The organism is Paraburkholderia terrae (assembly GCF_002902925.1).
GTDB lineage: Bacteria > Pseudomonadota > Gammaproteobacteria > Burkholderiales > Burkholderiaceae > Paraburkholderia > Paraburkholderia terrae.
This window is the reverse complement of the sequence record NZ_CP026112.1, coordinates 1,758,792-1,772,534: the sequence shown is the minus strand read 5'-3', so window position 1 is coordinate 1,772,534 and position 13,743 is coordinate 1,758,792. Positions and strand designations below refer to the sequence as shown.

The window sequence follows — 13,743 nt, the reverse complement described above, 5'->3', positions numbered from 1 at the left end:
GTCAAGCCGACGCGTTCGTCGTACGCAACGCGGCGCCCAGGCTGCGGATCGTTTCTCTCATGCCGGCGTCTCGCACGCGCGTATAGACGGCGATTTCGATCGGCGCGAGCGGCGGCAAGCCGAGCCGGCTGCCGACATCGACGGCTCGCGGCGGGCATCCGCGCCGCGTCATGGGCGCGACTGCAAGACCTGCCATCACGGCGGCGCCCACCGTGCCGATGCCGCCACCGACAAATACCTCAGTCCACTTGATGCCGGCTTCATCGAGCGCCTTCAGCGCGTTCGCGCGCACGCCGCAAGGGGCGGACAGCGACGCGATCCGCAACGGCTCGCCGGGACTGTGCATCCATTGCGGCGAGGCAAACCATCCACAGTGTTCGACGAACAGTTTTTCCGCGTCCCTTCGCGTCGCGTCGCGTCGCGCGAAGACGGCATCGAGTTCGCCGGAGTCGTAACCGGCGAGCATTTCGCTGGACGCACCGATCTTCACTTCGACCCGCAACGTAGGGTCCTGCGCGGAAATGCGGGCGATCAACGGTATCAACCCGTCCGCGGCGGTGTGGTCGATGATGCCCAGGCGCAGGCTGCGTTGCGCCTGCACTGTCGGATTGAGCGCGCGGTCGTGCGCGCTCAGCAACTCCCGCGCGGCCGCGAGGAATGCCGCGCCCTCGGGCAGCAACTGTACGCGCCGCGGCGTGCGTTCGAGAAGGCGGCGCCCGAGCCGTTCTTCGAGCCGCTTCATCTTCAGGCTGATCGACGATTGCGTGATGTCGAGCACTTCGGCGGCGCGCGTGAAACTGCTGAGGTCGGCGACCAGCACGAATGCCTGAACGTCGTCGAGGTCGAGGCGCCGCGTCGGAGATTGATAATCGGTGCTCATGTTAGCGGCTCCAGTCATCGCGAATCTAAATCATAGACGAGTGCCTGGTTTTTCGCAGATTCAGCGCGATACTGCACCCACAAAGCGGGACGAAGCAAGAAAGCGTGTTTTCAATCATTGGTGAAATTCATCACAGAAATACTTAGTGATGAATTGTTGTTATCGAAGTGCAACCCTAAGATTCATCTCAAGCAAACGCACTTCAGGAGCTTCAAATGCCAATGACCCATGTCTCGATGCGCAGCGGCAAACCCGCTGCGTACCGCACTGCCGTTCTCGAAGGTATCCACGAAACGCTTCACACGTCGCTTGGCGTGCATCCGGAGACGTTCTTCATGACCGTCAGCGAACACGAGGATGCGAACTTTCACGTCAACACGACTTTCCCGTTCACGCGCTCGTCCGACGTGCTGCTGATCCAGATCACGCTGACAGCGGGCCGTTCAGCCGACGACAAGCAACGTTTCTATCAGGACCTCGTTGCGCGGCTCGAAAAGAACCCGGGCGTCAAACCCGCCGATGTGTTCATCAACCTCGTCGAGGTGGCGGGCGAGAACTGGTCGGCAGGAAACGGACTCGCCGGACGAAGCGCAGCTTTGGCAGCGGACGGCTCGACAGCCGCCGGCACTGCCGCCTGAAACATCGCCATCCGCCTTACTCAAATCTGATTCTGGAGAACATCATGTCGAAGCAATACGCCGTTCCTCTGTCGCCCCGTGGTCTGTCGAGCATTGCGCCGCCGCCGCCGTGGCACTATTCGGGCGACTTTCTGATCGTCGAGTTCTGGGCCGATCCCGCCGCTGTGGCTGCGACGTTGCCGGCGGGTCTGAGCGTCGATCCGTCGTCGCCGGGTCACGCAACGGCGCTGTTCGTCGACTGGCAGTTCACGGGCCAAAACGATGAACTGCTGGACCCGGCGCGCTATCAGTACCGCGAGTTCTTCCTGCTCGTCGATGCGTTGTATGAAGGTCAGCCAGTCGCATACTGCCCGTACATTTTCGTGGACAACGATTCGGCGATGATGCGCGGCCTGATTCAGGGCTTTCCGAAGCGCCTCGGCGCCGTGTACCAGACGCGCACGTTCGCGGCACCCAGCCTCGCTGCTGCGCAGGTAGCGCCGGGCTCGCGCTTTGCGGCAACGGCATCGGCGGCGGGCCAGCGCATTGCGCGTGCAGAGGTCAAGTTGACGGGCAAGGTGGACGATCCTTCAACGGTCAGTCTCGCCGGACGACCGATCGTGAATCTGCGTCACTTCCCGAGACTGGCTGCCGGGCAGCATGAGACGCCCGCCGTCCACGAACTCGTGATGTCGATCATGGACGACCCCCGCATGGCCGACGTGTGGGCAGGCGAGGGGCAACTGAGCTTGCCCGTCGCCGAGGGGGAAGAGATTTCCGATCTCGCGCCTGTGCGGGTCGGCGCGGGTTATCGGCTGTCGATGTCGTACACGGTGACGGACCTGAAGACGCTGAGCGACGGCACGCAGGCTGCGTGAGATTGACGATCACACCGCTATCGAAGTGAAGCCACGCGGCCCAGGAAGCAAGGCTTCCAGGCCGCGTGGCTCGTTGCGCATTTGATCGCGCAATACGCGACGGCTGTTACGCCGCGAGCCGTTCTTCATGGCGGGCAACGACGGCCGCTTCGTCGCTGAGCGCCTTCTGCGCAGACGGGCGGGCTTCGACGCGCGCCACGTAGGCCATCAGGTTCGTCAGATGGTCGAGCTTCACACCCGAACGCTCATGCCACATTGTTGCCCACACGTAGGCGTCGGCGACGGTGAACTGCTCGCCCGTCAGATACGGGCGTCCATTGGCGAGACGCTTGTCGAGCGCGGCGTAGGCCGACAGCAGCTTGTTCGTATGGAATTCGATGCCTTCCGGCGTCATCAGTTTGCGCATCAGCGGAATGTGTTTTTGCGCAATCTCGGTGGCGACGAAAGTCAGCAGTTGATCCATGCGCACGCGCTCGATCGTCCCGCGTTGCGGAATCAGATCGGAGCCGGGATGCTGGTCCGCCAGGTACGACGCGATCACGACCGTTTCCGTCAGGATGTCCTGACTTTCGTTGTCGAGTTCGAGCGCGGGCACATACAGCAGCGCGTTGACATCGGCGAACGCCGAGCCATTCGACGTCGACTTGCCGAACACGTCGAAATGCACGAGTTCCGGCGCGAGGCCGAGTTCGTTGGCGACAAGCTGGACGGCGAGTGAGCAGGTTGCTTTGGCGATGTAGAGCTTCATGATCGACATTCCTTTTAGCGCGGACCGGTCAGGGTCGGGTTTCGTTGGGGCGCCGTCGTCGGCACCGTTGCAGCGAAGTATGGGTAGTTTCGTTCGCGCGATAAACGGGCCAAGGAGAGTCGCTGAGTCGCTTCGCAAGCGACAATCCGGCAGGGGCATGCGGACGTCACGCGGTTCTGTGTGGGTGCAACGTGTTTCGATTGTCGCGTCGTGGGAGACGCACTGAATACCGCGCGGATGTTTATCGAGTGAGTATCGGGCTGCATAATCGGGCCCCTGTCTATCAGCCGTGATGCAGCGTTGCATCACCGGCACCTCTCCTGTCATTACCTCTTTCCCGATCATGCGCACTCCCTCGTCTAACGGCGCGGAGGGCAACAAGCTGCTGATTCTGGCCGCCGTTTGCCTCGCCGCGTTAGTCTTGCCCCTGTCTTTCTCCGGGGGCGCTGTCGCGACTCCCGCAATCGGTCGCGATCTTGGTGGCACGGCCACGTCGCTGACCTGGATCACGAATGCGTTCATGTTGACGTTCGGCAGCTTGCTGATGGCGGCGGGCGCACTCGCGGACCAGTTCGGTCGAAAGAAGCTGTTCGTTGTCGGACTTGGCGGTTTCGTGCTGACGTCGGTGGCGATGAGCTTCGTGCCGTCGGTGTTATGGCTCGACATCTTGCGTGGCGCACAGGGCGTGGTCGCCGCCGCGTCGCTGTCGAGCGGCGCTGCTTCGCTTGCTCAGGAGTTCGATGGACATGCGCGCACCCGCGCGTTCAGCCTGCTTGGCACGAGCTTCGGTATCGGCCTCGCTTTCGGGCCGTTGATGGCGGGTGTGCTGATCGAGCATTTCGGCTGGCGTTCGATTTTCATGGTCATCGCAGCGATCGGCACGCTTGCGTTTATGTTCGGCGTGCCGCGCATGCGCGAGACGCGCGATCCGGGCGCGACGGGCCTCGACTATCCCGGCACGATCACCTTCACGGCCACGCTCGTTCTGTTCACGTTCGGTGTCATCCAGGCGCCGGCGAGCGGATGGGGCAGCGCGCCCGTCGTCCTGCTGCTGATCGCTTCCGCCGTTTTCCTCGTTGCCTTCATCGTGATCGAGACCAGCGTGAAGCGGCCGATGCTGGAACTGAGTCTGTTTCGCTATCCGCGATTCGTCGGCGTGCAGATCTTGCCGGTGGGGACGTGCTACTGCTATATCGTGCTCGTCGTGATGCTGCCGTTGCGCTTCATCGGCGCGGAAGGACTCAGCGAAATCGACGCGGGCGTGCTGATGATCGCGCTGTCGGCGCCGATGCTGGTGGTGCCGCTTCTCGTTGCATCGTGTACGCGTTGGGTATCGGCGGGTGTGCTGTCCGGTGTCGGCTTTCTGATCGCCGCGGCGGGACTCTACTGGCTGAGCCTCGTCGACTTCAGCGGAGCGAAGGCCGCGCTCGTGATGCCGATGCTCGTGATCGGCATCGGCGCGGGCATGCCGTGGGGGTTGATGGATGGCCTGTCCGTCAGCGTCGTGCCCAAAGAGCGCGCGGGCATGGCAGCAGGCATATTCAGCACGACGCGCGTGGCGGGTGAAGGTATTGCGCTCGCCATCGCGACGGCCATTCTTGCGGCGTTGGCGAACACGAGCCTGATGCACGTGGTGCCGGATACGGACGCTGGAGTCGCCGCGCGAATCGCGGAAGCGGCACAACGCGTCGTTGCCGGCGACATGATCCATGCGGCGGCGATTCTTCCGGAAGCCACCCGTCACGCGCTCTCGATGAGTTACGCCGATGCATTCACGCGCCTTCTGCATGTGCTGATCGTCATCACGCTGCTATCCGCCATGGCGACGTTCGCATTCCTCAGTCGCACGCCCGGTCAGAATGACGAACCCGACGCGCAGACACGAGAAAAGCAGTTGAAAGAAACGGTGGACGCATAGCGTGAACCACACGGCTGTCTCACGCGTAATTGCAACGGACCTGCTAAAGTGGCCGAACCCCTCGATTCCACGCCAATCGATCGTCACATGAACGAACGCGCAGATGCACCGATCAATGAGATCGCGGTCTTTGTTGCGGTCGCGCAGAGCGGCAGCTTCACCCGCGCGGCCGAAGAAATAGGCAGCAGCAAGTCGAATGTCGGGAAGGCGGTGCAGCGGCTCGAAGCGCGCCTCGGCACGAAGCTGTTCCAGCGTACGACACGCGCGGTCCGCCTCACCGAAGATGGCGAGACCTATCTACAGGCCGCGCAACAGGCGCTCGACGGTCTACGCGAAGCGGAGCAGCAGCTCGCGTCGAGACGCTCGGAGCCGGCGGGGCGCGTCAAGATCGATCTGCCTGCGGGGTTCGGCCGGCTGCTTCTTCCCAGCTTCATTCAACTGCGCGACAAGCATCCAAAGATCACGCTCGAAGTGGCGCTTACCGACCGGATGTCGGACCCGATCGGTGAAGGATGGGATGTCGTCGTGCGTATCGGTGCGTTGCCCGATGATAGCGAGCTGACGGTGCGCAAGCTGTGTGATCTGCGGCTCGGGCTCTATGCGTCGCCGGAGTACCTTCAACGGCGCGGCGACATTCACGATATCGGCGCGCTCGCTGCACACGATGCGATCGTTTTTCGTGGACCTTCAGGAAGGTTGCGCGCATGGACGCTGCAGGATAGTGATGCTGTCAGGGAGTATTCGCCACAGCCCGTGCTGGTGCTCGCCGACGGACAGGCGCTCGTGGAAGCGGCTGTGGCCGGTTTCGGTGTTGCGCAGATTCTTGATCGCGTGGCGCTTCCTTACGTGAAGGCGGGAAGGCTTGTTCATCTGTTGCCGAATGCCGATGTCGATGGGCCACCCGTGCATGCGATCATCTCGCTCGGGCAGAAGATGGCGGCGAAGACGCGCGCGGTCGTTAATCATCTCGCGGAGATGTTGCAGAGAGAGGGGCGCTAGGCGCTTGTGTTTCGATCTCTCCGATAAAGGGTTTATTGAGGATTTCGGGGGGCGTGGCTGCCGGATGTTTGAGGTTTGTTCTGCGCGGACGCCGTTGGTCTTTCGCTTTTGCTTTTGCTTTTGCTGGCATCCGCGTTATGCCTACGTGCTTCATGCGTTGCCCCTGTGCGGGGCGGCACCTACTTTTCTTTGCCGCCGCAAAGAAAAGTAGGCAAAAGAAAGCGGCTAACACCGCCAATCCTTGTTATTGCCTGCGGGCCCCCAACGGCCCCGTCCCGTTCGCGGCGGCGTTCTTGCTGAGACCCGCTGCCAACGCTCTTGACAGACACATCACCTCCTTCAATCACCCGTACAGAGGCCGGCGGCAGCGAATCGTTGCTGCCGCCCAGGTGGCAAACTGTGTGTAGGTTGTCGCGTCATACAAGTCTGCGCTCTTGCGACACCGACCTCGCGTTCCAGTTCGGAGTGGTGCGTATGGCGCGAAAGCCTGCTCACAGTTGTCCCATGAAGCCTTACTTTTGTGCGGCCGTCGTTTGCGTCGCGGTTGGATGCCCCGCTTCACCCAGCGCGGCCGGCTGCGGAACGACATCACCCCATCCACCGCCGAGCGCGCGTATCAGATTGACCGTCGACGCTGCCTGCACGCCCTGCAGTTGCACGGCGGCGCGTCTCGCTTGCAAAACAGTCCTCTCGGTGTCGATCACGTCGAGATAGTTCACAGCGCCTTCCACATACTGCTTGCGGGAGAGATCGGCGGCGCGCTGCGACGCATTGACGGCCTCGTCCTGAGTGCGCGTCTGGGTTTCGAGAATGCGCATGTCGGAGAGGTTGTCCTCGACTTCCTGAAACGCGACGAGAACCTGCTGGCGATACTTCGCCACATCTTCTTCATAGACGGAGCGCGCATTCGCCAGATTGCCCTTGCGACGGCCGCCGTCAAAGATCGGCACGTTCAGCGCAGTGCCCGCCAGCGGACCCAGCAGAAACGCGCGGCTGCTCCATTTGAAGAGATCGCCGAGCGTCGCCGATTCGAAGCCGCCCGTGCCCGTCAATGTCAGCGACGGGAAGAATGCTGCCTTCGCAATGCCGATGCGCGCGTTGGCGGCCGCCATGCCGCGCTCGGCGGCAGCGATATCCGGACGGCGCTCCAGTAGCGATGAAGGCAGGCCAGGCGGAATTCGCAAGTTGACGGGTTCGAGTGGATTGGCCGCCATCGAAAATTCAGCCGGCGCGTGGCCGAGCAGAACCGCGAGGCTGTGTTCGGAAGCCGCGCGAAGCCGCTGCACCGTCATCGCGTCGGACTTCGCTGACGCAAGCTCGGCCTGCGCGCGTTGCAGATCGAGTTCCATGATGTCGCCTTCCGTAAATCGACGCTGCACGAGTTTCAACGCCTGTTCGCGCAGGGACACGGCCTGCGCGAAAACCTGCGCTTCGGCATCCAGTTCGCGCAATGCAAAGTAATTCTGCGCGACATCCGCCTGAAGCGTCAGCAGCACCGAACGATAGAGCGCTTCGCTTTGTTGCGTATCGGCTTTGGCGGCATCGACGCTCGACGCGACGCGGCCAAACAGATCAACCTCGTACGATGCGCTAGCCTGCGCGCGCCAGAAGGTTTGCTGCGGCACGTTCGTGCCGTCGGGTTCGAACAGCGACGACGCCGACACGCGTTGCCGCGTCGGGCCGAATCCCGCATCGAGCGTCGGGAACAGGCCCGCGCGCGCCGCCTGGTTCAATGCGCGCGCTTCCTTCACGCGCGCCGCGGCCGCCTTCAGATTCTGATTGGCGTCGAGGGCCTGCTGTTCGAGTTCATCGAGCTTCGCGTCGCCGAATACTTTCCACCATTCGCCTCGGTATATGGCCTCGGAAGGTTGTGCTGTTTTCCAGGCACCCACTGCTTCACCCGCAAGCGGTTGGGGCGGCGCTTCCTTGAACGTGCCGCTGACGCCCGGCGTCGCGGGCACGTCGTAGGTCGGCGCCAGCGAGCAACCGGCGACGACCAGCAGCGCGCCAAGCAGCAGCGAACCCGTAAAACCCTGTTTCCAGAATGTGCTTCTCATGATGATGCTCCTTAATCCAGCAAGGCCGGTTCGCGGACCTTCGCATCCGCTGCGGCGGGCCTCCCGCTCGCGCCATGTTCGTTGCCGTCACGCTCGTCCGGACCATGAACGTGCGGACGGCGGCCGTGCTTGTCCCTGAGCCGCTTGCCGCCCGAGAGCTTGCGCAGGATCACGTAGAACACGGGTGTCAGCAGCAGGCCGAAGAACGTGACGCCCAGCATCCCGAAGAACACCGCAATGCCCATTGCGCGACGCATCTCCGAACCAGCGCCCGTCGAGATGACGAGCGGCACCACGCCCATGATGAAAGCGATCGACGTCATCAGAATCGGACGCAGACGCAGGCGGCATGCTTCGATAGCCGCCTGCACGATGGAACGGCCCTGAATTTCCAGCTCCCGCGCGAACTCGACGATCAGAATCGCGTTCTTCGCCGACAGACCGACCAGCACCATCAAGCCGATCTGCGTGAAGATGTTGTTGTCGCCACGCGTGAGCCACACGCCGAACAGCGCGGACAGAATGCTCATCGGCACGATCAGCAGAATGGCGAGCGGCAACGTCAGGCTTTCGTACATCGCGGCCAGCACGAGGAACACCAGCAGCACGCTGATGGGAAACACCCAGAACGCGGTATTGCCCGTCAAAATCTGCTGATACGTGAGATCCGTCCACTCGAACCGGATGCCGCGCGGCAAAGTCTGCGCGGCGATGCGCTCGACGGCCGCCATCGCCTGGCCCGACGAGTAGCCCGGCGTGGGTCCACCGTTGATGTCGGCGGCGAGATAGCCGTTGTAGCGCACCACCATTTCCGGGCCGTAAGTCGGCGTCACCTTCACGAGCGATGACAGCGGCACCATCTCGCCCTTGTCGTTGCGCGTCTTCAGTTGCAGGATGCTGTCCGCCGTCGCGCGGAACGGCGCGTCGGCCTGTGCCCGAACCTGATACACACGGCCGAACTTGTTGAAGTCGTTCACATACAGCGAGCCGAGATAGATCTGCATCGTGTCGAACACGTCCGTCACGGACACGCCGAGTTGCTTCGCCTTCTCGCGGTCGAGTTCGACATTCAACTGCGGCACGTTGATCTGATAGCTCGAGAAAGACGGACCAAGCTCGGGCGCCTTCGCAGCCGCGGCGAGGAACGCCTGCGTGGCCCTGTTCAGCGCTTCGTAGCCGAGCGCGCCGCGGTCTTCGATCTGCAGCTTGAATCCGCCGATCGTGCCGAGACCCTGGACGGGCGGCGGCGGAAACGTCGCAATGGCCGCGTCCTTGATGCCCGCGTATTTCGTGTTCAATCCGCCGACGATGTCGGCCGCCTTTTCGCCTTTGCCGCGCTCCTTGGAAGGATTGGTCACGGAGAACACCAGGCCGCTGCTCGACGAATTCATCAGGCCCGTCACCGACAGCCCCGGGAATTCCGTCGTGTGCCTGACGCCCGGCTGCTGGCGCGCGATGTCGCCCATTTCGTTCACCACCTTCTCGGTGCGATCGAGCGATGCGCCTGCGGGCAGTTGCAGGATGCTCACGAAATAGTCCTTGTCCTGCGCGGGGACGAAGCCGCCGGGCACGATCCTGCCCAGCAGGACAGTGCCGCCCAGCAGCACGGCATATACGGCCATCATCGCGAGCTTGCGGTTGACGATGCCGCCGACACCCTTGCTGTACGCGTCGGAACCGCGATTGAACAGCTTGTTGAACAGATTGAAGAACGGACCAAAGACGCGGTCCATGACGCGCGTGAGCCAATCCTTTGGCGCGTGATGGTCCTTCAGCAGCAGCGCCGAGAGGGCAGGCGACAGCGTGAGCGAGTTGAACGCCGAGATGACGGTCGAAATCGCAATCGTCATCGCAAACTGCTTGTAGAACTGCCCGGTGAGCCCCGACATGAAAGCAAGCGGAACGAACACGGCGACCAGAGTCAGCGCAATCGCGATGATCGGTCCGCTCACTTCCCGCATCGCCTCATACGATGCTTCGAGCGGCGTGAGACCCGCCGCGATATTGCGCTCGACGTTCTCGACGACGACGATCGCATCGTCGACCACAATGCCGATCGCCAGCACCATGCCGAACAGCGACAACGCGTTGATCGTGAAGCCGAACGCGAGCATCAATGAGAACGTGCCGACGATCGATACGGGCACCGCGAGCAGCGGAATCAGCGAAGCGCGCCAGGTTTGCAGAAACACGATGACCACGACCACCACGAGGAAAATCGCCTCGAACAACGTGTGTACCACGGCATCGATGCTTTCTCGCACGAACTGCGTCGGGTCGTAGACGATTTCGGCTTTGACGCCTTCTGGCATGTCCTTTTGCATTTCGGCTGTGAGCCGGCGGATATCGTCCGAGATCTGCAGCGAGTTCGCATTGGGCTGCTGGAACAGGATGATCTGAACGGCCTTCTTCCCGTCGATACCCGCGCGCAGCGCGTAATCGGACGCGCCCATTTCCACGCGCGCGACGTCACCCAGATGCGTGACCGCGCCATCGGGTGACGTCTTCAGGATGATCCTGCGGAACTCGTCCTCCGTTTTCAGGCGGCCTTGCGCGTTCACGCTCAACTGCAGCGGAATGTTGGTCGACATCGGCGCGCCGCCGACGATGCCCGCCGCGACCTGCACGTTCTGCTCGCGAATCGCCTTGACGACGTCGGTTGCCGTCAGGTTCTGGCGTGCCACCTTGGTTGGATCGAGCCACACGCGCATCGAATAGTCGCCCGAACCCCATAGCACGACTTCGCCGACGCCCGGCACCTGCGCGAAGCGGTCCTTGATGTTGATGAGCGCGTAGTTGCGCAGATAGGTCAGGTCGTAGCGGTCGTTCGGCGAGACGAGATTGACGCCCATCGTGAGCGTCGGCGACGACTTGACGGTCGTCACGCCTAGCCGCTGAACGTCTTCGGGCAAGCGCGGCATCGCCTGCGATACCCGGTTCTGCACGAGTTGCTGCGCCTTGTCCGGGTCGGTGCCGAGCTTGAACGTTACCGTCGTCGTCATGTTGCCGTCGCTGTTGGCCTGCGACTGCATGTACAGCATGTTCTCGACGCCGTTGATCTGTTCCTCGATGGGCGACGCCACGGTCTCCGCGATCACTTTCGGGTTCGCGCCGGGATACTGCGCGCGGACCACGACGGAAGGCGGCACGACTTCGGGATATTCCGCCGTCGGCAATTTCGTCAGCGCGATCACGCCCGCCAGCAGGATCACCACCGACAGCACGGCCGCGAAAATCGGCCTGTCGATGAAAAACTTTGAGATGTTCATGATGGGTTTCTCGTCCCGTTACGCCGGCTGGCGTGCTGCATTGACCATGTCGACGGCGTGAGGCTGCACGGTGTCGTTCGGACGGGCGCGCATCGAGCCGTTGACGACGATGCGTTCGCCTGCCTTGAGACCCGAATCGACGACGCGCAGGTTGTCGTGCAGCGCCCCGAGCTTGACCTCGCGGTAATGGACCTTGTTCGCGCCGTCGACGACGAGGACGTACTTTTTGGCCTGATCGGTGGCGACGGCGGCGTCGTCGATGAGGATCGCGGGGTGCGCTTCGCCGCCGCCTACTTGCACGCGCGCGTAAAGGCCGGGGACGAGCGTGCCGTCGCGGTTGTCGATGGTCGCGCGCACGCGAATCGTCGCCGACGACGTGTCGAGCCGGTTGTCGACCGAACTGATCGTGCCTTTGAGCGAATAGCCTTCCTCGTTCGCAAGACCGATCGTGACGGGCACCTTTGCATTGCGGTCGCGGCCGAGGTACTGCAGATAGGTTTGTTCGTCGACTTCGAACGACGCGTAGATGGGCGACACGGAAACGAGGGTCGTCAACAGCGGAGCGTTGGCGCCCGCCGACACGACGTTTCCAACCGTCAGCTCCGCGCGCGACACGCGGCCCGTCACCGGTGCCGTCACGTTCGTGTAGCCGAGATTCACCTGAGCGGATTCGAGCGAGGCTTCAGCCGCCTTGACGGCTGCCGATGCCTCACGGTCCGCGTTGTGCTTTTCGTCGTAGTCGCGTTTTGCGATCGCGTTGTCGGCGAGCAGGCGGTCAGCCCGCGCCGCATCCGTCGACGCATATGCAGCGCGCGCTTTCGCAGCCACGAGTTGCGCCGCCGCGCGATCGACTTCCGCCTGATAGGGACGCGGGTCGATCGTGAACAACGGGTCGCCTTTTTTCACCAGTGCGCCGTCCTTGAAGTACACGGCGACGATCGTGCCGGGTACGAGCGGGCGCACGTCGACGCGGTCGATGGCTTCGAGCCGTCCCGAGTAGCTTTGCCAGTCCGTGATGGTCTGAGACACGACCGTCGCGACATCGACTTCGACGGCGGTTGGCGGCATATCGGCGGCATGGGCGGTGTCGACGGGACCGCTGAGCGGACCGCGAAGATAGCCAAGCCCGGCGACAGCGCCAACGAAGGCGACAGCACCGAGCGCGACGGTCATCCGTTTTCGGTTGGTATACATGGATAGATATCCTTATCAATGTAAATGGATCATTGAAGAAGCGGTCGAATTGATTTCCTGCGCGAGCCCGTTGCGTTCGCGGGCTGTCAGCGTTGCCGCGAGTATGGACTGCGCGATCTGGCGGATAAAGCGGGCGGGAGTGGTTTCTTTGTAGCTTGTGGAGCGACAATGTTGAGTGCGTTCGACGCAGTCGTCCGCGAACGGGCTATGAATGCTCGAGGTCCGTTTCCTGGGATCGTGCGATGCCGTGATGTTCGTGGCTCATCGCTACGGATGGGCGTTTACGAAGCAGATGACAGCCTTCGAACCGCTCGGACACCCACTCGACAAACGCCCTGACCTGCGGCGATAAATGCCGGTTGTGCGGATAAACCGCCCACACAGGCAGGGGCGCGCGGCGCCATTCGCCCAGCACTTCGATCAGCGCGCCAGTTTGCAGATGGCGCGAAGCAAAGAAGTGAGGCACCTGGATCAGCCCGAGCCCCTGCAGTCCGCATTGAAGGTAGGCGTCGCCGTCATTGGCGGCGAGTTTCGAACGCATGCGGACTTCCACCGGCTCGCCGTCGACGATGAAGTTCATCTCGATGATTCGTCCGTTGCGGCGCGAGAAATAGTTGACTGCGACGTGAGCGTCGAGCTCAACCAGCGACTTCGGCTCTCCGAATCGCGACAGATAGTCCGGGCTGGCGACAGTGACGAACTCCGATGTGCCGATACGCCGCGCGACCAGCGTCGAGTCGGGCAGATGCCCCATGCGTATCGCGCAATCGACGCTTTCCTGCACGAGGTCGACGGGTTTGTCGCTGACGCCGAGCATCAGATCGATGTCGGGATAGCGCGCGTGGAAGTCGTCGAGCGCGGGCACGACGACGAGCCGGCTTATCGAGCCGGGCATGTCGACTTTTAGTTTTCCGCGTGGCAGGGCCGCAGTCGAAAGCGAGGTTTCGGAGTCTTCGACTTCGGCGAGAATACGCGCGCATCGCTCGTAGTAGGCCGCGCCGTCGTGCGTCAGGCTGATGCGTCGCGTGGTGCGGTTCAGCAGCCGCACCTTGAGGTATGCCTCCAGATTCTGGACGATCGTCGTCACCGACGAACGTGTCATCTGCAGCGCGTCGGCCGCGCCGGAAAAGCTGTTGCAGTCCACGACCCGCGTGAAGACCTGCATCGCCTGAAGTTTGTCCAT

General features: G+C 62.6%; 10 protein-coding genes. 4 read left to right on the top strand and 6 right to left on the bottom strand.

What is annotated here, in order from left to right; translation table 11 throughout:
• Window position 1: 1 nt before the first annotated feature.
• On the bottom strand, window positions 2–880 hold the full coding sequence (locus C2L65_RS24065; RefSeq protein ID WP_042308952.1) for a LysR family transcriptional regulator: 879 nt from the start codon (window positions 878–880) through the stop codon (window positions 2–4).
• Window positions 881–1,095: 215 nt separating this feature from the next.
• On the opposite strand from C2L65_RS24065, the gene C2L65_RS24060 reads away from it, so the two are divergent.
• Together C2L65_RS24060 and C2L65_RS24055 are read left to right on the top strand one after the other, a co-directional pair.
• A complete protein-coding gene (locus C2L65_RS24060) occupies window positions 1,096–1,518 on the top strand; it encodes a tautomerase family protein (protein ID WP_042308950.1) in 423 nt (140 codons plus the stop codon).
• 44 nt (window positions 1,519–1,562) lie between these two features.
• Entirely contained in the window at window positions 1,563–2,375 is an 813-nt protein-coding gene (locus C2L65_RS24055; protein ID WP_042308949.1) for an acetoacetate decarboxylase family protein, read from the top strand.
• Window positions 2,376–2,481: 106 nt separating this feature from the next.
• Here the strand turns inward: C2L65_RS24055 and C2L65_RS24050 are convergent, their stop codons facing one another.
• Complete coding sequence (locus C2L65_RS24050; RefSeq protein WP_042309007.1) at window positions 2,482–3,123, bottom strand: glutathione S-transferase family protein; 642 nt, start codon at window positions 3,121–3,123, stop codon at window positions 2,482–2,484.
• A 343-nt stretch (window positions 3,124–3,466) separates the two neighbouring features.
• On the opposite strand from C2L65_RS24050, the gene C2L65_RS24045 reads away from it, so the two are divergent.
• Window positions 3,467–5,041, top strand: coding sequence for an MFS transporter (locus tag C2L65_RS24045; protein WP_042308946.1), 1,575 nt, complete (start codon window positions 3,467–3,469; stop codon window positions 5,039–5,041).
• Window positions 5,042–5,128: 87 nt separating this feature from the next.
• Window positions 5,129–6,040 (top strand): LysR family transcriptional regulator, encoded by a 912-nt coding sequence (locus C2L65_RS24040; protein WP_174485059.1) that lies wholly within the window; start codon window positions 5,129–5,131, stop codon window positions 6,038–6,040.
• Between the two features lie 512 nt (window positions 6,041–6,552).
• Here the strand turns inward: C2L65_RS24040 and C2L65_RS24035 are convergent.
• From C2L65_RS24035 to C2L65_RS24020, 4 genes are all read right to left on the bottom strand, one after another.
• Window positions 6,553–8,097 (bottom strand): efflux transporter outer membrane subunit, encoded by a 1,545-nt coding sequence (locus C2L65_RS24035; protein WP_042308943.1) that lies wholly within the window; start codon window positions 8,095–8,097, stop codon window positions 6,553–6,555.
• Window positions 8,098–8,108: 11 nt separating this feature from the next.
• Complete coding sequence (locus tag C2L65_RS24030) at window positions 8,109–11,366, bottom strand: efflux RND transporter permease subunit (protein ID WP_042308941.1); 3,258 nt, start codon at window positions 11,364–11,366, stop codon at window positions 8,109–8,111.
• An 18-nt stretch (window positions 11,367–11,384) separates the two neighbouring features.
• A complete protein-coding gene (locus tag C2L65_RS24025; protein WP_042308938.1) occupies window positions 11,385–12,560 on the bottom strand; it encodes an efflux RND transporter periplasmic adaptor subunit in 1,176 nt (391 codons plus the stop codon).
• A gap of 205 nt (window positions 12,561–12,765) precedes the next feature.
• Window positions 12,766–13,743 carry a LysR family transcriptional regulator gene (locus tag C2L65_RS24020; RefSeq protein ID WP_042309006.1) on the bottom strand — a complete coding sequence of 326 codons (978 nt, stop codon included), beginning with the start codon at window positions 13,741–13,743 and terminating at the stop codon, window positions 12,766–12,768.